Source organism: Flavobacterium arcticum (assembly GCF_003344925.1).
In the GTDB taxonomy this organism is placed as follows: domain Bacteria; phylum Bacteroidota; class Bacteroidia; order Flavobacteriales; family Flavobacteriaceae; genus Flavobacterium; species Flavobacterium arcticum.
Genome location: NZ_CP031188.1, coordinates 2,361,246 through 2,381,486 on the forward strand (window position 1 = coordinate 2,361,246; position 20,241 = coordinate 2,381,486).

Annotated in this window: 21 protein-coding genes; 10 read left to right on the forward strand and 11 right to left on the reverse strand. The window is 35.2% G+C overall.

Going from position 1 to position 20,241, the window contains the following annotated elements:
• Window positions 1–3 precede the first annotated feature (3 nt).
• From DVK85_RS10675 to DVK85_RS10705, 7 genes are all read left to right on the forward strand, one after another.
• Window positions 4–2,316 (forward strand): oxidoreductase, encoded by a 2,313-nt coding sequence (locus tag DVK85_RS10675; RefSeq protein ID WP_114678426.1) that lies wholly within the window; start codon window positions 4–6, stop codon window positions 2,314–2,316.
• Between the two features lie 11 nt (window positions 2,317–2,327).
• On the forward strand, window positions 2,328–3,944 hold the full coding sequence (locus tag DVK85_RS10680) for an AMP-binding protein (RefSeq protein ID WP_114678427.1): 1,617 nt from the start codon (window positions 2,328–2,330) through the stop codon (window positions 3,942–3,944).
• A complete protein-coding gene (locus tag DVK85_RS10685) occupies window positions 3,944–4,369 on the forward strand; it encodes an acyl-CoA thioesterase (protein ID WP_114678428.1) in 426 nt (141 codons plus the stop codon). Before DVK85_RS10680 ends, DVK85_RS10685 begins: the two co-directional genes overlap by 1 nt.
• Window positions 4,370–4,431: 62 nt before the next feature.
• Window positions 4,432–5,412: a carbon-nitrogen hydrolase family protein gene (locus DVK85_RS10690; protein WP_114678429.1), complete on the forward strand. Its 981-nt coding sequence runs from the start codon at window positions 4,432–4,434 to the stop codon at window positions 5,410–5,412.
• A gap of 31 nt (window positions 5,413–5,443) precedes the next feature.
• Window positions 5,444–6,547 (forward strand): cupin domain-containing protein, encoded by a 1,104-nt coding sequence (locus tag DVK85_RS10695; protein ID WP_114678430.1) that lies wholly within the window; start codon window positions 5,444–5,446, stop codon window positions 6,545–6,547.
• Between the two features lie 86 nt (window positions 6,548–6,633).
• Window positions 6,634–7,551, forward strand: a complete 918-nt coding sequence (locus DVK85_RS10700) for a fumarylacetoacetate hydrolase family protein (protein ID WP_114678431.1) — start codon at window positions 6,634–6,636, stop codon at window positions 7,549–7,551.
• Window positions 7,552–7,616: 65 nt separating this feature from the next.
• Window positions 7,617–8,372, forward strand: coding sequence for a maleate cis-trans isomerase family protein (locus tag DVK85_RS10705; protein WP_114678432.1), 756 nt, complete (start codon window positions 7,617–7,619; stop codon window positions 8,370–8,372).
• Window positions 8,373–8,411: 39 nt separating this feature from the next.
• On the opposite strand, the gene DVK85_RS10710 is transcribed toward DVK85_RS10705, so the two are convergent.
• The 7 genes from DVK85_RS10710 to DVK85_RS10740 form a co-directional block, all read right to left on the reverse strand.
• Window positions 8,412–8,606 carry a hypothetical protein gene (locus tag DVK85_RS10710; protein WP_114678433.1) on the reverse strand — a complete coding sequence of 65 codons (195 nt, stop codon included), beginning with the start codon at window positions 8,604–8,606 and terminating at the stop codon, window positions 8,412–8,414.
• Between the two features lie 246 nt (window positions 8,607–8,852).
• Window positions 8,853–9,887, reverse strand: a complete 1,035-nt coding sequence (locus DVK85_RS10715) for an o-succinylbenzoate synthase (RefSeq protein ID WP_114678434.1) — start codon at window positions 9,885–9,887, stop codon at window positions 8,853–8,855.
• A 28-nt stretch (window positions 9,888–9,915) separates the two neighbouring features.
• Complete coding sequence (locus DVK85_RS10720) at window positions 9,916–10,593, reverse strand: metal-dependent hydrolase (protein WP_114678435.1); 678 nt, start codon at window positions 10,591–10,593, stop codon at window positions 9,916–9,918.
• Window positions 10,594–10,624: 31 nt separating this feature from the next.
• Window positions 10,625–11,527: a 1,4-dihydroxy-2-naphthoate octaprenyltransferase gene (menA, locus tag DVK85_RS10725; protein WP_114678436.1), complete on the reverse strand. Its 903-nt coding sequence runs from the start codon at window positions 11,525–11,527 to the stop codon at window positions 10,625–10,627.
• An 18-nt stretch (window positions 11,528–11,545) separates the two neighbouring features.
• On the reverse strand, window positions 11,546–13,048 hold the full coding sequence (locus DVK85_RS10730) for a PH domain-containing protein (protein ID WP_114678437.1): 1,503 nt from the start codon (window positions 13,046–13,048) through the stop codon (window positions 11,546–11,548).
• Window positions 13,038–13,601 carry a PH domain-containing protein gene (locus tag DVK85_RS10735; protein ID WP_114678438.1) on the reverse strand — a complete coding sequence of 188 codons (564 nt, stop codon included), beginning with the start codon at window positions 13,599–13,601 and terminating at the stop codon, window positions 13,038–13,040. The genes DVK85_RS10730 and DVK85_RS10735 overlap by 11 nt, the downstream gene beginning before the upstream one ends.
• A complete protein-coding gene (locus tag DVK85_RS10740; RefSeq protein WP_205431314.1) occupies window positions 13,589–14,431 on the reverse strand; it encodes a 1,4-dihydroxy-2-naphthoyl-CoA synthase in 843 nt (280 codons plus the stop codon). The genes DVK85_RS10735 and DVK85_RS10740 overlap by 13 nt, the downstream gene beginning before the upstream one ends.
• 211 nt (window positions 14,432–14,642) lie before the next feature.
• Between DVK85_RS10740 and DVK85_RS10745 the strand changes: the two genes are divergently transcribed.
• The gene (locus tag DVK85_RS10745) at window positions 14,643–15,827 is read left to right on the forward strand and encodes a serine hydrolase domain-containing protein (RefSeq protein ID WP_114678439.1); all 1,185 of its coding nucleotides are present in this window, start codon (window positions 14,643–14,645) and stop codon (window positions 15,825–15,827) included.
• Here the strand turns inward: DVK85_RS10745 and DVK85_RS10750 are convergent, their stop codons facing one another.
• Both DVK85_RS10750 and DVK85_RS10755 read right to left on the reverse strand, forming a co-directional pair.
• Entirely contained in the window at window positions 15,828–16,058 is a 231-nt protein-coding gene (locus DVK85_RS10750; RefSeq protein ID WP_114678440.1) for a hypothetical protein, read from the reverse strand.
• Window positions 16,059–16,889 carry a CvfB family protein gene (locus DVK85_RS10755; RefSeq protein WP_114678441.1) on the reverse strand — a complete coding sequence of 277 codons (831 nt, stop codon included), beginning with the start codon at window positions 16,887–16,889 and terminating at the stop codon, window positions 16,059–16,061.
• Window positions 16,890–16,966: 77 nt separating this feature from the next.
• On the opposite strand from DVK85_RS10755, the gene DVK85_RS13600 reads away from it, so the two are divergent.
• Complete coding sequence (locus DVK85_RS13600; protein ID WP_205431310.1) at window positions 16,967–17,515, forward strand: hypothetical protein; 549 nt, start codon at window positions 16,967–16,969, stop codon at window positions 17,513–17,515.
• On the opposite strand, the gene menD is transcribed toward DVK85_RS13600, so the two are convergent.
• Together menD and DVK85_RS10770 are read right to left on the reverse strand one after the other, a co-directional pair.
• Window positions 17,512–19,170: a 2-succinyl-5-enolpyruvyl-6-hydroxy-3-cyclohexene-1-carboxylic-acid synthase gene (gene menD / locus DVK85_RS10765; RefSeq protein WP_114678442.1), complete on the reverse strand. Its 1,659-nt coding sequence runs from the start codon at window positions 19,168–19,170 to the stop codon at window positions 17,512–17,514. The two genes, DVK85_RS13600 and menD, sit on opposite strands and share 4 nt — an antisense overlap.
• A gap of 41 nt (window positions 19,171–19,211) precedes the next feature.
• Window positions 19,212–19,811, reverse strand: coding sequence for a glutathione peroxidase (locus DVK85_RS10770; protein WP_114679048.1), 600 nt, complete (start codon window positions 19,809–19,811; stop codon window positions 19,212–19,214).
• 99 nt (window positions 19,812–19,910) lie between these two features.
• Here DVK85_RS10770 and DVK85_RS10775 point away from each other — a divergent pair, with 99 nt between their 5' ends.
• Window positions 19,911–20,228, forward strand: coding sequence for a potassium channel family protein (locus tag DVK85_RS10775; RefSeq protein ID WP_114678443.1), 318 nt, complete (start codon window positions 19,911–19,913; stop codon window positions 20,226–20,228).
• The last annotated feature ends 13 nt before the right edge of the window (window positions 20,229–20,241 follow it).

Here is a 20,241-nt window from a genome sequence, read left to right on the forward strand (position 1 = left end):
ACAATGAAAATAACAGTAATAGGCGGAGGTCCCGGAGGTTTATATTTCTCCATTCTTTTGAAAAAGGCAATGCCTGATTATGATGTAAGTGTTTACGAACGTAACAAAGCCGATGATTCTTTTGGTTTTGGCGTAGTATTCTCTGATGAAACCCTAAGTGAATTCCTTACCCGAGACCCTGATTCGTATGACCTCATTCGCAGTCGCTTTGCCTATTGGGACGAACTGGATGTGGCACGCGATGGCGAAAAAGTACGCATTACCGGTAACGGTTTTTGTGGGTGTTCGCGTAAAACCTTATTACAATTATTACAGCAACGTTGTAAAGAGGTAGGTGTTAACCTCAATTTTGAAGCTAATGTAAAAGATTTATCTCAATTCTCAGATTCTGATATTATTGTGGCTGCCGATGGTATAAATAGTAACATCCGCGAGAAATATGCTGACGATTTTGGCACAGAAGTACAAATGAAAAGCAATCGCTTTGTATGGATGGGTTCTACTCGCCCATTGGATGCGTTTACCTATTTTTTCAGAAGTACACCTTATGGTACATTTGTAGCCCATACCTACCAATATGAAGAAGGTATGAGTACGTGGATATTTGAAACTACAGACGAAACATGGCAAAAAGCTGGTTTTGATGTTACCAATGAAGAAGACACCATTGCCAAATTATCAGAACTATTTAAAGAAGAGTTAGACGGACACGGTTTAATATCTAATCATTCACATTGGAGACAATTTCCTGCCGTTACTAATAAAAATTGGCATAAAGACAATATAGTATTACTAGGCGATGCCAAGGCTACGGCGCACTACTCTATAGGCTCGGGTACTAAGCTGGCTATGGAATGCGCTATTGCACTAGCCGATTCAGTAATAAAACATACAAATGATATACCCGCTGTTTTTGAAAATTACGAAAAACTACGCCGTAATCGTGTAGAAATGATACAGCACGCTGCTAACGTATCGCTTGACTGGTTTGAGCATATGGATAGGCACATGCAACACGATTTTATGAAGTTTGCTTTTAGCACCATGACACGTGCTAAAAAAGTAACTTTCGAAAACTTAGGTTTGCGCGATGCTTTGTTTACTCAAAAAGTACTGGCAGAATTTAACGAGAAAGAAGGGAATAAAAACCCTAATACAACAGCAGCATTCACACCATTTTCATTACGAGATATGACGCTTGACAACCGTATTGTAATGAGCCCGATGGAGCAATATTCTGCTGAAGAAGGCTTGGTTAACGACTGGCATTTAATGCATTATGGTTCGCGCGCTACAGGTGGTTTGAGTCTAATTTTAACCGAAGCTACTGCCATATCTCCTACTGGTAGAATAACTTTAGGCTGTGCAGGCATATGGTCTAAAGAACAGGTTATTGCATGGAAACGAACTGTTGATTTCGTACATCAAAATAGTACTGCTAAAATAGGGGTACAAATTGGGCATTCTGGTCGAAAAGGCGCAATGCAATTTTATTGGGATGCTAAAAATAAAGCTATCGATAATGCTTGGGAATTACTATCAGCTTCCCCTATTCCATTTAGTGATACCATGGCTATTCCTAGAGAGATGACTATAGCTGATATGGATACTATAACTGCTGAGTTTGTTAACGCTGCTAAAAATGCAGATGAAGCAGGTTTTGATATGATAGAGCTACAGGCGCATCATGGATTTTTATTAGCCTCTTTCTTATCTCCATTAACTAATATTCGAGCGGATGAGTTTGGTGGAAGTATCGAAAACCGATTAAAATTCCCATTACGAGTATTTAACGCCATGCGAGAAATATTCCCAAAAGGAAAGCCTATGTCTGTACGTATTTCGGCATCTGATTGGGCTGAAAATGGTATAACAGAAGATGATGTCCTAGCTATTGCCGAAGCTTTTAAACAAGTTGGGGCAGATATAATAAATGTATCTACAGGATTAACTGTAGAAAATGAAAAACCAGCTATTGGTAGAATGTGGCAAACACCATTCTCTGATATGGTACGTAATGAGGTAAATGTACCTACTATTACCGCAGGATACATACAAGATATAGATCAAATTAACACTATATTACTTAATGGTCGTGCTGATTTAGTAGCATTAGGTAAAACACTGTTATTAGATCCTTATTTTGTGCGTAATGCACAAGCTTATGAACAGCATAAGGCTAAAAACTTAGAAGAGCTAGGAATACCTAAACCATATATGTCGGCAACACCTCACTTGTACCCATATATAGCGGGACAACGTAGAAATGCTGAAAACATGAAAAAAGCATTGAAACCATTAACGCATAAAAAGTAACACTCAAAGTGATGAAACATTACGACGATAATTTTACGCATGATAATTTACCGCCCGCTTCATTACAAGCAGAGTGTTTTACAGGGCATTCAGATTTTGAATTTCCTGATAACTTAAATTGTGTAGAGCAATTACTAGACAGACATATTGCTGAAGGCAATGGAGATAAAGTTGCTATTCGCACTTTTGATATTACATGGACATATAACGATTTATATGAAAAAGCGAATCAAATTGCACATGTATTAAAAGACGATCTTGGTTTTGTTTCAGGAAACAGAGTATTGATACGTTCAGCTAATAACCCTATGTATGTAGCCTGTTGGTTTGGTATATTAAAAGCTGGCGGAGTTGTAGTAGCAACGATGCCTTTGTTACGCGAAAAAGAACTTAGCGTAATGACTGAAAGTGCCAAAATATCGCATGCCTTTAGTGATTATAGACTCGAAGATGATATACTTGCCGTAAAATCGCCTTTTTTAAAGCATGTTATTTCTTTTAATGGTACTGGACAAGGAACTTCAAAACTAGAGGTTTTAATGGGTAATAAACCCAAAACGTTTAATAACTACACTACAAAATCAGATTCGGTTGCGATAATCGGTTTTACATCGGGTACTACAGGGAAACCTAAAATGACAGCGCATTATCATAAAGATATTTTATTGATATGTGAGGCATTCCCTAAATATTCGTTACAGCCCACAACAGAAGATGTATTTATAGGCAGCCCGCCACTTGGTTTTACCTTCGGACTTGGCGGATTGGTATTGTTTCCATTTTATTTTGGGGCATCTACTTTTTTACTAGAAAAACCATCGCCTGATTCATTGCTTCAAGCAATACAAGATTATAAGGTAACGATTTGTTTTACCGCCCCTACTGCTTGGCGTGTAATTACTACTAAGGTAGTTGATTATGATATTTCGTCATTACGAAAATGTGTATCGGCAGGTGAAACATTACCAATAAAAGTTTGGGATGACTGGCACGATGCCACAGGATTAAAAATAATAGATGGTATTGGTGCTACCGAGATACTCCATATCTTTATATCTTCGAACGAAGAAACGATGCGAAAAGGAGCCACAGGCTTGCCTATTCGTGGATATGAAGCCAAAATTGTAGATGCTAAAGGTAATGAAGCCCCTACAGGAGAAGCAGGACGGCTTGCCGTGCGTGGCGTTACAGGCTGTAAATACCTAGCTAATGAAGAGCGACAGCAAAAATATGTAGAAAACGGATGGAATATTACAGGAGATATTTTCCGTAAAGACGAAGATGGTTATTACTGGTTTGTAGCACGTGGCGACGATATGATTATCTCGTCAGGTTATAATATTTCGGCAATAGAGGTAGAAAATGTGTTACTAATGCACGATGCCATTACAGAGTGTGCTGTTGTAGGAATACCTGATGAGGAACGCGGTATGCTAGTATGTGCTTATATAGTACTTAAAGAAAAGGACAAGGCTAACGATGTATTTACAAAAGAAATACAAGACTGGTTTAAAGCATCGGCAGCACCTTATAAATATCCGCGAAAGATATGTTATATGGAAGCATTACCAAAAACAGAGACAGGAAAAATTCAACGATTTAAACTTAAAAAAATAATACAAGCGTAATGGAAAACGCATTTATAAAAAAAGAAAAAGTACGCTTTCAGCATGTAGATTATGCAGGGATAGTTTTTTATCCTCGCTTTTTAGAGATGTTGAACTGCTTAGTAGAAGATTTTTATGAAGAGGCTTTAAATATGCCTTTCAAAAATTTACATGAAACAGGCGGAATACCTACCGTCGATTTAAAAATACAATTTAAAAAAGCAGCACGATTAGGCGATGAACTAACAAAGTCTCTTTGGATTAAGAATCTTGGTGGAGCTTCTATGCATTGTGGGTTTAAATTTGAACATGAAGATGGTTCTACTTGTCTTGAAGGAGAAGTAACCCTAGTTCGTGTAGAGTTTTCAGATGATAGAAAAGGCATAAAAGCAAGCGGATTCCCTGATGATATGCGTACAATATTAGAAAAATATATTATTACTTAATAGTGATAAAAATAATAGTACCACGAATACAGTTCGATGGTATGATTTAAAATTTATAATCAATGTTAGATTTACCAAAATTTAAAGCTGCCGCAGTACAAGCTTCTTCTGTTTTTCTTGATGTAGATGCAACGGTAGAAAAATCGTGTGCTATAATAGCCGAAGCAGCAAGAAATGGGGCTTCGTTAGTAGCATTTCCTGAAGTATTTGTAGCAGGCTATCCCTACTGGAACTGGATTATGACACCTATACAGGGTAGCAAATGGTATGAAAAGTTATATCTAAATTCTATAACGGTACCAGGTCCTGAAACAGACAGACTTTGCGAAGCTGCAAAAGAACATAATTGCCATGTGGTAATTGGTGTTAATGAACGCGGGCAAAGTATGGGCGAAATATATAACACCAACCTTATTATAGATAATAAAGGAAAACTAATAGGCAAGCACCGCAAGTTAGTACCTACTTGGGCAGAAAAATTAACATGGACAGGTGGCGATGGTTCGTCACTTAAAGTATATAACACAGAGATTGGTCCTATAGGAACATTAGCTTGTGGAGAGAATACCAATACCTTGGCACGCTATGCGCTGCTTTCACAAGGCGAATTAATACATGTAGCTAATTATATTTCATTACCAGTTGCTCCGCCAGATTATAATATGGCAGAGGCTATAAAAATACGCGCGGCAGCGCACTCTTTTGAAGGTAAACTATTCACAATAGTGTCCTGTTCTACTATCACAAAAGAGATTATAGACGAAATGAAGGAAGACGTACCTAACGCAGAGGAATTATTGACACGTAAAAATAGTGCTTTTACTGGTTTTCTTGGTCCTAATGGAGCTACTATAGGAGAACCGCTTATTGATGATGAAGGTATTGTATATGCTGATATTGATTTATCTAAATGTATACAACCAAAGCAAATGCACGATATACTAGGGCATTACAACCGCTTTGATATTTTTGACTTACGCGTAAATACTGCGCCAAAGAAGAATATTACTTTTATGGATGGTGATACATCCGAAGAAAAATAAATTTTGCTAACTACTATAAACTAAACTTAGTATGGAAACAAAACATGATGATAGTGTAATAGGTCGTGCTAGAGTACAAGACACTCCAGAACTAGAAGCTTATTATAAAGAATTAGAAAATCTTGGCGCAGGAGCGCTATGGACAGTTGCTAATGATATTGAACCTTGGGAACCCCGCCCGTCATCTATACCAATGTTGTGGAAATATGATGATTTACGTAGTCTTGTAATAAAATCGTCAGAACTGGTAACACCAGAGCAAGCAGGGCGTCGTGTGGTATATCTTGTTAATGATAAGCGTAAGGATGTAAGTGCCGCTGTGGGCTGGTTATATACTGGTATACAGGTAACACGCCCTGGCGAAAGTACTCCTGCACATAAACACAAAGCTGCTGCACTCCGTTTTATTATGGAAGGCGAAGGTGGTTATACCGTTGTAGATGGTAATAGAATAACGCTTGAGGTAAACGATTTTGTTATTACCCCAAACAGCACTTGGCACGAGCATGGTGTTGCAGAAGATGGTAAAACCTGTATTTGGCAAGATGGGTTAGATATACCATTAATAAACGCCTTAGAAGCTAATGATTATGCAGTACTAGATGGTAAACAAGAGCTTACAGCACCTGAAAATTTTTCACCATTAGTTTATGGTGGTGTGGGGCTTGTACCTGCCGACCAAGAATGGGATAAACCTTACTCTCCCCTATTTAAATATTCATGGAAAAAAGTATATCCTGCCTTATTAGAAGCTGCCCAAGTGCACGAAGGTTCGCCTTTTGATGGTATTTTAATGCAGTACACTAATCCTGCTACTGGAGGTCATGTAATGCAAACTATGGGGGCGTCTATGCAACTATTACGCGCAGGCGAACACACTAAGGCACACAAACATACAGGATCTTTTGTATATCAATGTGCCAAAGGAAAAGGTTACTCAATAATAGGCGGGAAACGCTTTGACTGGAAAGAGCGCGATATTTTTTGCGTTCCATCATGGGTATATCATGAACATGTAAACTTATCTGAAACAGAAGATGCTTGTTTATTCTCGTTTAATGATTTACCAGTTATTACTTCACTAGGATTGTACCAAGAAAAAACACACCCTGACGGATATCAAACTGTTGAGTAAATCACGTTTACAGGATTCAGTCACAGTTATTAGTTCAAATACAATAAACACAACTTAATAATAAGCATAACACACAAACTTAAAAAATGAAATTAGTTACTTACAAAATAAATGATACTACACATCAGCTAGGTTTTATAAAAGATGATGTTATTATAAATGCAGAGCAATTAGGGCAACTTAAAAACAATGCATTACCTGCTACTATGCTCGAGTTTATCGATCTTGGTAAAGAAGGTATTGAAAAAGCTACAACGCTTATAGCCACTGCTACAACTGAGGAGTTAAAAAAGTGTTCTGTATCGCTTGCGGGTGCTAAACTTATGGCGCCAATACCTAAACCTAGAAAAAACATTATAGGTATTGGATTAAATTATACAGAGCACGTTGCCGAATCGGCACGTACATTAGATACTTCTAAAGATTTACCACAACAACCTGTTATTTTTTCAAAACCACCTACAGCAGTTACAGGTACAGGAGAAAATATCGTTCATAATCAAGACATCACTAAACAACTGGATTATGAAGTTGAGCTTGCTGTAATAGTAAGTAAAAGAGGTAAAAACGTACCTAAAAAAGACGCTATGGACTATGTATATGGTTATAGTGTTATAAACGATATTAGCGCAAGAGATTGCCGTCGTTCTGGGCAATGGATAGTGTCTAAAGGACAAGACACCTTTGCTCCTATGGGACCTATTCTTGTTACTGCCGATGAAGTAGCAGACCCACACAATTTAAATCTTTCATTAAAGTTGAACGGAGAAGAGCGTCAAAACTCAAATACTAAGTTTATGCTTTTTAATATCAATGATTTAATTAATGATATTAGTACAGTATTCACTATAGAAGCCGGCGATATTATAGCAACAGGTACACCTGCTGGTGTAGGTGCAGGTAGAAACCCACAAGCTTTTATGTGGCCTGGTGATATTGTAGAAGCTACTGTAGAAGGTATTGGTACAATTACAAATACTATTGTAGATTCTAAGGATATTTAAGAGTCATTTACAGCCTACAAAATTGTACTATAAGAAAATAATAAACTAAAGCTATACTTTAAGTAATGTCAGTTAAACGATACAAAATAGGACAAATAGTACCCAGCTCTAACATAACAATGGAGACTGAGATACCAGCACTTTTACACTCACGCGAAACCATAACACCAGAGCGATTTACATTCCACTCTAGTCGAATGCGAATGAAAAAAGTGACTAAAGAAGAGCTAGAAGCAATGGATGCTCAAAGCTTAAAATGCGCACAAGAACTGAGCGATGCCCGTGTAGATGTTATGGGCTATGCCTGCCTTGTAGCCATCATGAGTATGGGGCGTGGTTATCACTGCGTATCCGAAACTAATTTACACGAAGAAACTGTAAAAAATGATGCCCCTACACCTATCGTTACTAGTGCAGGTGCATTAATAAACGGGCTAAAAGTATTAGGGGCTAAAAAAGTGGCTGTAATAACACCATACATGAAGCCACTTACACAAATGGTGGTAGACTATATAGAACATCAAGGCTTTGAGGTGGTAGACTTTATTGCGCTCGAAATACCTGATAATTTAGAAGTCGCAGCTCAAGACCCAATGAACCTCTTGGATATTTACAAAAAACTGAATCTTGAAGGCGTAGATGTACTTGTAGCTTCAGCTTGTGTACAAATGCCCTCTCTTGAAGCTATAGATGCTATTGAGAAAGAAATTGGTATACCTGTTACCTCTGCAGCCGTTTGTACCACCTATGAAATGCTAAAGAAGCTAAATTTAGATACTAAAATACCTATAGGCGGTGCTTTATTGAGTGGTAAGTATTAAAAGTTATTATAATACAATTAAAAAAAGCTATTTGGATCATTAAAACAGCAAAACACTTCTTATATCATTTAATTTAAGTAGTCTTAAATTATTTTTTAAAAGATTCTTAATCAATTGATTGCAGGAAAGCACTTCCTCTCTTTTGGTTTCTTTCTCAAATTCAATAGCAGCTTTCTCAAAAGATACTGTATCCCTTGCATTAACACTTGATTCATAGTGCACTAAACGTTCCATAGCAATAGTATATTAATTGTTGTTTATGTACGCTAAATTTACAAACTAAAAATGGTTTATAATGCTAATTATTCTATAACAGATCATTAAATAATCAACAATTTTAAATGATTATTTCAGTTATTCGCTTCTAAAGAAATAATAATGATTATACCAGAGATAAATTTACAATTCTAGCTTTACTAAAATTACTACAATATGACATAAGAAACAAAATAGTTATGTTAAACAACATTACTTTAACATTTATAAATTTACTCTCCAATTAACTTCGGGATTATACCGCAATGTACCACTAAAAACCTCTAGAGGTGCAGCAAAATTATTAGTATATAAACCACCCGTACCTAACCCTTGTGGCATTGGACTGTTTTTCAAAAACGTCCACTGCGCAATAGCGTTTAACCCTATATTGCTTTCTAGCGCTGAGGTTACCCACCAACCAATATTTAATGCTTCGGCTATTGTAATCCATTCTTGTGTACCATGAAAACCACCTACCAAACTAGGCTTTAAAATAATGTATTGTGGCTTTATTTTTTGTAACAACGCCTTTTTATCATCATTACCAAACACACCTATCAACTCTTCATCTAAAGCAATGGGTATTGGGGCACTTAAACATAGTACTGACATGCTGTCATACTGCTTTTTTTTAATCGGCTGTTCTATACTATGTATTTTAAATTCAGATAATTGTATTATTTTACTTAAAGCATTATTTGCACCGAAAGCGCCGTTAGCATCTACACGAATTTCGATAGTTTCAGCATCAAAATTAGCTCTAATAGCAGCTAATAAATCGAGTTCTTTTTGAAAATCGATTGCTCCAATTTTTAATTTTATACAATTAAAACCTTGTTGTATTTTTTCCTCTATCTGCTGCTTCATAAACTGCTCATCGCCCATCCAAACCAAACCGTTAATAGAAATATTTTTCTTTCCTTTTGTAAAATCTGAAGGAAATAAAAGGTAGGGTGATTCACTCTCTAACGAATGAAAAGCCATTTCAACTCCAAACTGTATTGAAGGGAATTCTATCAATTCTTGCCATAATTGTTCTACCCCCAAATGAATATTATCACACGTCCATTTTAGCTTCTCTTCATAGTCGGGTCTGTCATCAATACTAAGCGAACGTAATATGCCACACTCCCCTATTCCGCGCTTACCATTTTGTTCAAGAATAATAAACCAAGTTTCCTTTTCAGTCAAAACGCCCCGCGAAGTTCCGCTAGGGCGTTTAAAGTTGAGTGTATATTTTTTATAACTTGCTTTCATGTAAATTATGAATTCCTAATTTTAATTATTACAATTCAATAGAGGAGCCTATTTCTAAAAGCATAAGATCTTTGTCTTTATCATAGAATTTCTTTTTGGCTTCTTCATGGTTTATTTCAATGTAACCAAAAGTATCATAGTGATAGCCTAATATTTTATCGCACTCTAAAAAATCTGACGCTATAATAGCATCATCTACATCCATAGTAAAATTACTACCTATAGGCAGTATAGCAAGGTCGAGCTTAGTGCTCAATGGTATCAGCTTCATGTCATAAGTAAGTGCCGTATCGCCTGCTATATAAATGTTTTTGTGCTCACCTTCTATTACAAAACCACCTTGATTTCCTCCATATGTGCCATCTGGAAACGAACTAGAATGTACTGCATTTACATATTTTACTTTCCCAAAATCAAACTGCCAGCTACCACCATGGTTCATTGGGTGTACCTTAAAGCCTTTATTTTCATAATATTCTGCTATTTCGGCATTTGATACTATGGTAGCGCTAGTGTTTTTGGCTATTGCTTCAACATCTAATATATGATCGCCATGCGCATGAGTAATTAATATATAATCAGCTTCTAGTTTATTAATATCAATATTTTTTGCTAATTCATTAGCCGAAATAAAAGGATCTACTATAATTTTTTTACCGCCTACCTTTATACCAAGGCTTGCATGTCCGTAAAATGTAATTTTCATATCGCTATAATTTTAGGTTTATTGTTCATGATTAAAACTGTAATACTATAGATAATAACACTGATAGTAAAAACGTACTCAATGCTACTTTTTTCAACTCTGGGTCTAATGCTTTTGGCTTTTTATTTTTAGCTACTGTTTTTAAGTGTATTAAAAATGGCACATAAGCTATTAAGAACAAGTATTGCAATGGCTTAAAACCATACAAGACAGCAAATAGCATGGTTAAAAATAATGCTATTAGTATTATAGCATAATGATATCCTTTTGCTTTTTCTGCTCCTAGTTTTACTACTAGGGTATTTTTACCCGACATAGCATCTGATATTTGATCGCGCATATTATTAAGGTTTAATACCGCTACACTAAGCAATCCTATACTTATTGCGGGTAATATAATAAACATATCGAGTTGTTTTGCAAACAAAAAGTAACACCCTAAAACACTAACCAACCCAAAGAATATAAATACAAACAAGTCACCTAATCCTCTATAGCCATATGCCGAGTTACCTACTGTATATTTTATTGCAGCAGCTATAGCTGCCAAACCTAAAAAGAAAAACAATAATGAATATCCGAAATTTTCTTTCCCAAAAGAAAGGTAAATTAAAACTATCGCTGTAATTAATGTAAGTACTGATGTTAATATAATACCTCGTTTCATTTCTAAAACGGTTATTGCACCACTCTGTATGGCTCGTTGTGGTCCTATTCGGTTTTCGTTATCAGTACCTTTTACACCATCTCCATAATCATTGGCAAAATTAGAAAGTACTTGTAAGCCTAATGTAGTAAGCAATGCAAACGAAAGTATCCACCAGTTTACCATACCTTGCGAAAAGGCATAAAAACAACCTACCAAAATACCCGAAACCGATAATGGAAGTGTTCGTAAACGTGCAGCACTTAACCATGCTTTTATATTTGCCATAATTTTATTTTAATGTAGTTACATCCAATTTTTATCGGTTGTTTCTACCTGATATAACCAATAGTTTGTTAACTGTTTAAGTCGTGTATAATCTGCCAGTCCAAAAGTAAGTGTACCACCTGCTGTATAGAGTGTAACGCGTCCAATGTCTGACTTTTTATGCCAAAAATTTTGTTTTAGACTTATTGCCTGTATTTTATGCGGAGCCAAAAAATGGTTATCAATATCCCAAGCACCATTTTGTTTTATAATAAATTCGTTATTTACAAATAGTCTACTATTCCTGTACGCAAAATAAATTAGTGTAACTACAAACAGAAGGTATAGCGGAAGGAAAATAACATAATTATACAATTCACTATATCCTAAATAAGCAAACAAAAAGAAAATTCCGAAAGGGACGATTAAAAATTTAATAACCTGTACAATTACTTTTCTTATACTAAGTTTAAGCATCACACCACGCTCGGGTATTTTTCCTAAAAGAAACTTAATCAATACGTCTTTTTCCTTTTCACTACAACCAGGAATTTCTATTGCTAGTTTTCGTTGTTCTTTACTATTTGTGTCTAGATTAGATGCCTGTCGGATTCTTATATCCTGAATATTCATCTTTTTCTGAAAGTAATTTCTGCCTACTGTAACTATTTGTACTCTTTCGGGTCTTATTATAGTATTGTGAGTATTCAGCAAACCATATGATAGTAATAAAGAATTTTGCTGCTGTGTAATCTTATAATTAAAATACTTAAGTATTGTACGCGAAAGGTTTACTAATAATGTAAGCACTATAATAGCTAGGATAATAAACCCAACAAATTGAAATAATACAGTAGGGTTTATATATTCTTCAAGCGAACCAGTATCATAACCACTAGCATCAATATAATCTTCTATGTTTTGATATACCGTTATTACAAAAGCAAATAGCAGTGCAAAACTTCTAGCATAATTAGAGGTAATACCTGTTTTTAATAAACTAAGTAAACTAATTTGTATAAAAGGATATTCTTCTTTAGTAGTACCCTCTTCAGTAACAGTATCTTTATCAATATTTTTCTTCGATTCTAGCAAGTGTTCTTTAAGTGCCACAGCAAGATTATGCGAAATAGCCTTTATAGTAACCTCTTTTTTACTACTTCCTGCTGTATCTACTTCAAGTTCATGAACACCTATAAATCTTTGTATTAAAGACTGGTTAATATTTACCTGCTGTATCTTATCTAGAGGAATAGCGATACGGCTTTTATTAAGTATTCCTTTCCGAATAACAAACTCTTCATTATCCTCATCAAGAAAAAAAGTAAAATTATAATATTTAAGATAGGCTATAATACCTATAAGCAACATTACAGCTGCAACACCTAAGCCTAAGTAAATCTTATTCATTTCGTTAATACGAAAAACCCAAACCAGTAATATAGGCCAAAGAGAGCGTACAACCCCCTGTAGCGTATCGGTAAACATAACCACTACACCAACAAGCGATTGCCTTTGCGGACTATTGAAACTACGCTTCATCGGGTTGCTGGTTTAATACTTTACCTACAAGCAATTGTTTTATTTTTTCGGCGTGCGATTTTTCTAAACCTGGAATTTTCAAATCGCTACTATTACCTCCTGCCGTAAATATTTCTATTGTAGCAAGCCCCAGTTTACGCGATAGTAAACCTTCATGAAGTGCTACGTGCTGTACTCTGTTATAGGGTATAATTATAGTATTAACAGTAATAACACCACTACGGTAAACAACATCGTGTGTGCGAAAAGCAAACCCTCGTTTCTTAAAACTTATTTTAGAAATAAGCAATGAAACACAAAGTAAGAATGCAATAACAGCAACAGGTATATACCAATAAGGTTGAAGCTCTTCTATAAAATAAAATGCACAACCTGCTCCTAACATTAATAATAAATAGAACAAACCTATATTAAAAAGCATTACTTTATAATAACTTACTTGTAATGATGAAAGTTGTACCTCTTCAAACTTAGGTAACAAAAGGGTGTCTATAGGATTATTAATATATCTGTTATCTTCTAAATTATTAGATTCATTTGTTATGGTATCCATTTGATATCTTTAAAGTTAGGCTTCCTCTTTTCAAGGAAAGCATCACGCCCCTCTTTAGCTTCTTCCGTCATATAAGTTAAGCGTGTCGCTTCGCCTGCAAATACCTGTTGCCCTACCATACCGTCATCGGTAAGATTAAAGGCAAACTTTAGCATTTTTATTGAGGTAGGCGATTTTTCTAATATTTCTTGTGCCCATTCATAAGCTGTATCTTCAAGCTCGGCATGAGGAATAACAGCGTTTACCATACCCATTTCATAAGCATCTTGCGCCGAATAATTTCTACCCAAAAAGAATATTTCTCTTGCACGCTTTTGCCCTACCATCTTGGCAAGGTAAGCTGAGCCATAACCACCATCAAAACTGGTAACATCGGCATCAGTTTGTTTAAATATAGCATGTTCTTTACTAGCAAGGGTAAGGTCGCACACTACATGCAGGCTATGCCCACCACCTACTGCCCAGCCTGGCACTACAGCTATAACTACCTTTGGCATAAAACGAATAAGACGTTGTACTTCTAGTATATTTAGCCTGTGCATACCGTCTTCGCCTACATAACCTTGATCGCCACGTGCTTTTTGGTCACCACCACTACAAAACGAATATATTCCATCTTTAGATGATGGACCTTCGGCAGATAGCAACACTACCCCTATTGAAGTATCTTCTCGAGCATCAACGAAAGCTTCAAAAAGTTCGCTGGTCGTTTTAGGGCGAAAAGCATTTCGCACATCGGGTCTATTAAAGGCAATACGGGCTACGCCATCGCATTTTTTATAGGTTATATCTTCAAATTCCTTTACGGTTTTCCATTCAATATTGCTCATAAGTATAACTAATTTACCGTAAAAATAAGTCATTTTTTGCACACCCCAATAAAAATAAGCACAATGAAAATAGGGTATTGATAACCTTCTTTTATTCATAACATTATCTTCTAATAATGTCACAAACCATTTTTTTATTGTTAAACCTTAAAAAAAAATCATTGTAAAAAGACCGAGTTAGTTATATTTGCGCTCTTACGTCCTATATATAATGAAGTTTTTTAAAATATACCCCTACATATTTACACTACTACTATTGTTATCCTGTAAAAAGGAAACACCAATGTTTGCCGAACATATACCGGTAGCAAAAGTTAAAGATACCCTACCCAGTGTAAATCCATTTCAACCAAAACTAAATAAATTAAGTCCCATATATAAAAATTTAAAAACCAATTTGGTAGATAATTTTTATAAAAAGAACTGGAAAAGAAGTAACCTTAGTGGTGGTTTTTTAGTAGCAAAAAATGGTGAAATTTTATATGAAACTTATGGTGGATTAGCTAATAGAGCTACTAAAGAAGAAATAAATGCTCACACTGCGCTACATTTAGCATCGGTAAGTAAGGTGCTTACGGCTACTGCAGTACTAAAACTTATTGACTCTGGTAAACTGGCACTTGACCAAAAAATAAATACTATACTTCCTGAATTTCCTTATGAGAAAATAACTGTAAAAATGTTACTTACACATCGTAGCGGGTTGCCTAAGTATGAATATTTTTGTTATGATACCAAATTGTGGAATGGTGGTATGGTTACCAATCAGGATGTGTTAGATATTATGGCAAAGCATAAAATAAACCTATACTGTCGCCCCGATAGGAAATTTAGCTACTGTAATACCAATTATGTAATGTTGGCTCTTGTTATAGAGAAGTTAACCAACATGAATTACAGGGATGCTATGAAAAAAATGATTTTCGACCCACTAGACATGAATGACACTTATGTTTTTGATTATGAAAAACATAAAGAAAGTGCAAGCCTATCTTACAAAGGTAATAACGTGCTATATGACTTTGAATTTTTGGATAATGTATATGGTGATAAAAATATCTACTCTACCCCACGTGACTTACTAAAATTTGATATTGCTACTTACTCTGAAAACTTTTTAAGCTCTGAAATAAAAGAGCTAATCTATAAAGGCTACAGTAACGAAACAAGGGGAATTAAAAACTACGGATTAGGTATTCGCCTTAATGAATGGAAAACAGGCGAAAAAATGGCGTACCATAACGGTTGGTGGCATGGTAACACATCATCATACGTGACGCTTAAAAAAGATACTGTTACTATTATAGCCTTGTCGAATAAGTTTTCTAAAAAACCGTACAGCGTGTATAAGCTTGCTTCTGATTTTGGATCTTATCCTATAAAGAAAAAAAGATAATCACTCTTCTTTCTCTTTATTTATCTCTACTTTTATCATTTTAAAAAGGTCTGCAGCTACGTAAAGTAAAATAACAAAAGCTATAAAGGCAAATGGTGATATTTTTTTCACTAACCTTGATGGAAATAATTCAACATTATACCTCTTAGTTAAATAGCTTGTTATATATACTACAAGTACAGGTAGTCCTACCCTAGTTAGTAATCTTTTAAGAAACTTTTTATTACTCATCTACTTCACAAGATAAATACCATCATCTTTAATTTCGATAAGCTTTTGCTTATACAGGCTACCTATAGCTTTTTTAAATGTTTTTTTACTCATTTTGAGTACCGTCTTTATATCTTCGGGATGGCTTTTATCGTTAAGGCGTAAAAAACCTCGACTGGCACGCAGCTCGTCTAGTATTTTTTCGGCATTAGGTTCTACTCCTTCATAACCTTGCTTTTGCAGGCTTACATCTATTTTATTTTCGGGTCTAATAAGTTTAATGTAACCTTTCATTCTGTCACCGGTACGCAGGTCTTCATATACTTCATCTTTGTACATTAAACCTTTATGCTTCTCATTAATAATCACATTAATGCCCATATCAGTAATATGCGAAATAATAAGATCGACCTCCTCACCTTCTTCTACCGTGAGCTCTTCATTACTTAAAAATCTATTTATCTTACTTGTACCTACTAATCTATTGGTTTTCTCGTCAAGATACATATGTACTAAATATCGCTTACCTTCTTCCATTGGGCGTGCTTGCTCGCGGAAGGGTACAAACAAATCTTTCTCTAACCCAATATTAAGGAATGCACCAAAATTATTGATATAACTTACACGTAATAACGCAAATTCATTCAAGTAAATATACGGTTCTAGCGTAGTCGCAACAGGACGTTCTTCCTGATCGAGATATACAAAAACAATAAGCTCTTCACCTATTTCAAATTCGTTAGGCACATATTTATTGGGTAGTAATATATCATCTTTACCATCTGTAAGGTATAGCCCTACTTGGGTATCGCGCACTATTTTTAGTGTATTGTATTTTCCTATTTCAATCATGAGTGTAATTTGTGGTGGTAAAGGTACGAAGATATAAATACAATAAAATTATTAGTTTTACAGGAAATTATATAACAGTGGCAGAGATACAATATAAAGGATATTCAATAATCCTCAAAGATGAGATAGCACATATCAACGGTATTGACTCTTTGGAAAAGTATGACATAATATATAGTGACGATTCTGAGTATGCACCTACCTCATTTATAGGTATTGTAGCTGAAACCATTGATTTTAAACGCACTATTGGAATTAGCGCTTCCATGGGAGCAACAGGACTCCATGCAGACAGCTATATTATTTATGATGATAAAATTTTAATTTGCTGTTCTGACTATATCTTCTGCCTGCATTTAACATCTTTAGATTTGATATGGAAAATCAAAGCTGATGTAATTACTTGTTTTGGAATTTATATGGCTAATAAAACGATTATTATACATGGAGAACTTGAGATATCATGTATTGATATTAAAGGTGAGATTAAATGGCAAAAATCAGGTACCGACATTTTCGTAACAAATAATGGGAATACAGCTTTATATATTGAAGACAATTATATATTCGCTGAAGACTGGAGCGAAAAAAAATATAAATTTGACTTAAAAGGTAACAGTGCTTAAATAAGTTCCTTAAAATACTGCAATAATATCCTGTCGTTCTCCAGCATTGGGGTAAATACTTCGAGTAGTTGTGGTTTATTATTGGTTTGTATAACCTCTTGTAAACTAAGTTTCAATGTAGCTTCATCGGTTGCGGTATGATATTCAAAACCATACATTTTAGCTAAATGTTCTGCGGTAAGGTTATGACTGGTTTCAAAATATGTATTGAATACAGGGGTTTCGTCATGACCCGGTAATATCCTGAAAATACCGCCACCACCATTATTAACAAGTATTATTTTAAAATTTTCAGGAATATAGTTATTCCACAAGGCATTGCTGTCGTATAAAAAGCTGATATCGCCTGTAAGCATTATAGTTTCTTTACCACTTGCTACAGCTGCACCTATGGCTGTAGATGTACTACCATCTATACCACTTGTACCACGATTACAAAATACTTCTATACTTGGTTTGATATTAAATAGCTGTGCATAGCGTATTGCCGAACTATTACTAATTTGTAACTGTGAATTATCGGGTAAAGTAGGTAATATAATTTCAAATGCTTTAAAGTCAGAAAAAGGGATATTAGCCAAATACTCGTCATGCTTTTGCTTACGTACTACTTTTAAACCCTGAGCCTTTGCGTTATAATCGCTTTCTACCGTTACCGATTGCGACAATAATCTACCAAGTAATTCACTAGGTTTTGCTCTAAAATGCTTTGTTAATGCTCCAAAAGTATCATAAGCCCGTAACTTATCAATATGCCAATGCTCTTGTGGTTTATACTTACGTAGCCAAGCTTTTACCCTTTTCGAAACAACCATACCACCAAAAGTAATCAGTATTTCTGGGCGGTATGCTTCAAAATCTTCTTGAGTAAATGGTGTAATAATCGTATCTATATTATTTAAAAAACTATCATGATGTAGGTTCGACGTAGATTCGGTCATTACCACTACCGATGGGTCGGCAGCAAGTTGTTCTATAATTGCTGTATCAATAGTATCAGGGTTATTAACCCCTACTAGTATTAACTTCTTTTTGGCTCTGTTCCATAAAAAAACAGATGTTGTTATATCTTCTCTAAACTCTCTTTTCGCAACTACAGCATCGGCTATTACTGGCTCTACCGTTAGTTCTTTAACTGTTTCATATAAAGGTTCTTCAAAAGGAACATTAATATGCACAGGACCTTTATGGCGTGCAGAAGCTGTAATAGCAGCATCTATCTTTTTATCATTATCAATAGAAGCTCCTTCTATAAGGTTAGCGCTATATAGTATATGATTAGCATATACATTTTCCTGACGTATGGTTTGCCCATCGCCAATATCTATTTTATCATGCGGTCTATCTGCAGAGATAACAATAAATGGTATTTGGCTATAAAAAGCCTCTGCGACAGCAGGGTAATAATTAAGTAATGCCGAACCCGAGGTACATACTACCGCAACGGGTTTTTTGATCTGCTGCGCCATACCCATTGCAAAAAATGCAGCGCAACGCTCATCGGCTATACTATAACATGTAAAAGCAGGATTATTGGCAAAGCCAATAGTAAGGGGAGCATTTCGCGACCCTGGAGATATTACTATATTAGTGACTCCTTTAGCAAGGCAAATTTCGATGACACTTTGTGCTAAAGGTATTTTAGGATAAATCATATTAAGTAGTCCAAAACCCTATATAGAGTTAAAAATGGTTTTTATTCTTTAATCCAGTTTACAATTTCAAGGTCTGTAGGTAGTGTTTTAGGGCTTATCACTTTCACTAATTCTCCACTCTCATTTATCAGGTATTTCTGGAAATTCCATTCTACCTCACTATCCTGTAACCCGTTTTTACTTTTCTGAGTAAGAAACTGATATATCGGTGCCATATCATCACCCTTTACCGATATTTTATCCATCATTGGGAAAGTAACCCCATAGTTTTTCTCACAAAAAGCCGCAATTTCTTCGTTAGTGCCCGGCTCTTGCCCCGCAAAGTTGTTAGCAGGAAAACCTATAATAACAAAATCGTTATCTTTATATTCTTTATATATCGCTTCTAAACCTTCATATTGCGGTGTAAGCCCACATTTTGAAGCAGTATTTACAATCATTACTTTTTTACCTTTTAGGGTAGCAAAGTCGAAATCTTTACCATAAAGGTCTTTTACTTTAAACTGATATATTGTTGATTTTGTCATAGGTTGAGTAGTTTCGGTTTCAGTAGTATTAGTATCTGCAACTTCATTTTTTGTTTTGTCTTGGCAACTTGCTAAAAGTACCAATCCTGATATAAGGAATACTATTTTCTTCATCTTATTATTTTGGCATAAATTTACGCATTTTTGCGCAGTATTTCTGGCAAGCCCCATATTTAGCTTATATTTAACCATTGTTAATATCACATCTATATCATGTTATTTTTTAGAACTATACTTACATTTATCAATAATAAGGAATACCGCGATTTGCTCTATACTACCGCTATCGTACTATTTATTGGTACAATAGCTTATCATTTTATAGAGGGATGGAGTTATATTGACTCTTTATACTTCTCTGTCGTTACACTTACTACTATAGGCTTTGGCGATTTTGCTCCACAAACCGATTCTGGTAAACTGTTTACCGTATTTTATATTGTAATGGGCATAGGTGTAATACTTACATTTATTAATACATTACAAAACCATTATAACGAATCGAGAGAATCAAAAAAGAAGAAAAAATAAGCCCCACAAACTG

Excerpts from the sequence above, each read along its gene's own strand:
- menD (WP_114678442.1), bottom strand. The coding sequence starts at position 19,170 with ATGATTTATCCTAAAATACCTTTAGCACAAAGTGTCATCGAAATTTGC.
- DVK85_RS10705 (WP_114678432.1), top strand. The coding sequence starts at position 7,617 with ATGTCAGTTAAACGATACAAAATAGGACAAATAGTACCCAGCTCTAAC.
- DVK85_RS10710 (WP_114678433.1), bottom strand. The coding sequence starts at position 8,606 with ATGGAACGTTTAGTGCACTATGAATCAAGTGTTAATGCAAGGGATACA.
- menA (WP_114678436.1), bottom strand. The coding sequence starts at position 11,527 with ATGGCAAATATAAAAGCATGGTTAAGTGCTGCACGTTTACGAACACTT.
- DVK85_RS10675 (WP_114678426.1), top strand. The coding sequence starts at position 4 with ATGAAAATAACAGTAATAGGCGGAGGTCCCGGAGGTTTATATTTCTCC.
- DVK85_RS10695 (WP_114678430.1), top strand. The coding sequence starts at position 5,444 with ATGGAAACAAAACATGATGATAGTGTAATAGGTCGTGCTAGAGTACAA.
- DVK85_RS10735 (WP_114678438.1), bottom strand. The coding sequence starts at position 13,601 with ATGGATACCATAACAAATGAATCTAATAATTTAGAAGATAACAGATAT.
- DVK85_RS10750 (WP_114678440.1), bottom strand. The coding sequence starts at position 16,058 with ATGAGTAATAAAAAGTTTCTTAAAAGATTACTAACTAGGGTAGGACTA.
- DVK85_RS10680 (WP_114678427.1), top strand. The coding sequence starts at position 2,328 with ATGAAACATTACGACGATAATTTTACGCATGATAATTTACCGCCCGCT.
- DVK85_RS10690 (WP_114678429.1), top strand. The coding sequence starts at position 4,432 with ATGTTAGATTTACCAAAATTTAAAGCTGCCGCAGTACAAGCTTCTTCT.
- DVK85_RS10775 (WP_114678443.1), top strand. The coding sequence starts at position 19,911 with ATGTTATTTTTTAGAACTATACTTACATTTATCAATAATAAGGAATAC.
- DVK85_RS10740 (WP_205431314.1), bottom strand. The coding sequence starts at position 14,431 with ATGAGCAATATTGAATGGAAAACCGTAAAGGAATTTGAAGATATAACC.
- DVK85_RS10755 (WP_114678441.1), bottom strand. The coding sequence starts at position 16,889 with ATGATTGAAATAGGAAAATACAATACACTAAAAATAGTGCGCGATACC.
- DVK85_RS10700 (WP_114678431.1), top strand. The coding sequence starts at position 6,634 with ATGAAATTAGTTACTTACAAAATAAATGATACTACACATCAGCTAGGT.
- DVK85_RS10770 (WP_114679048.1), bottom strand. The coding sequence starts at position 19,811 with ATGAAGAAAATAGTATTCCTTATATCAGGATTGGTACTTTTAGCAAGT.
- DVK85_RS10730 (WP_114678437.1), bottom strand. The coding sequence starts at position 13,048 with ATGAAGCGTAGTTTCAATAGTCCGCAAAGGCAATCGCTTGTTGGTGTA.
- DVK85_RS10685 (WP_114678428.1), top strand. The coding sequence starts at position 3,944 with ATGGAAAACGCATTTATAAAAAAAGAAAAAGTACGCTTTCAGCATGTA.
- DVK85_RS10715 (WP_114678434.1), bottom strand. The coding sequence starts at position 9,887 with ATGAAAGCAAGTTATAAAAAATATACACTCAACTTTAAACGCCCTAGC.
- DVK85_RS10720 (WP_114678435.1), bottom strand. The coding sequence starts at position 10,593 with ATGAAAATTACATTTTACGGACATGCAAGCCTTGGTATAAAGGTAGGC.
- DVK85_RS10745 (WP_114678439.1), top strand. The coding sequence starts at position 14,643 with ATGAAGTTTTTTAAAATATACCCCTACATATTTACACTACTACTATTG.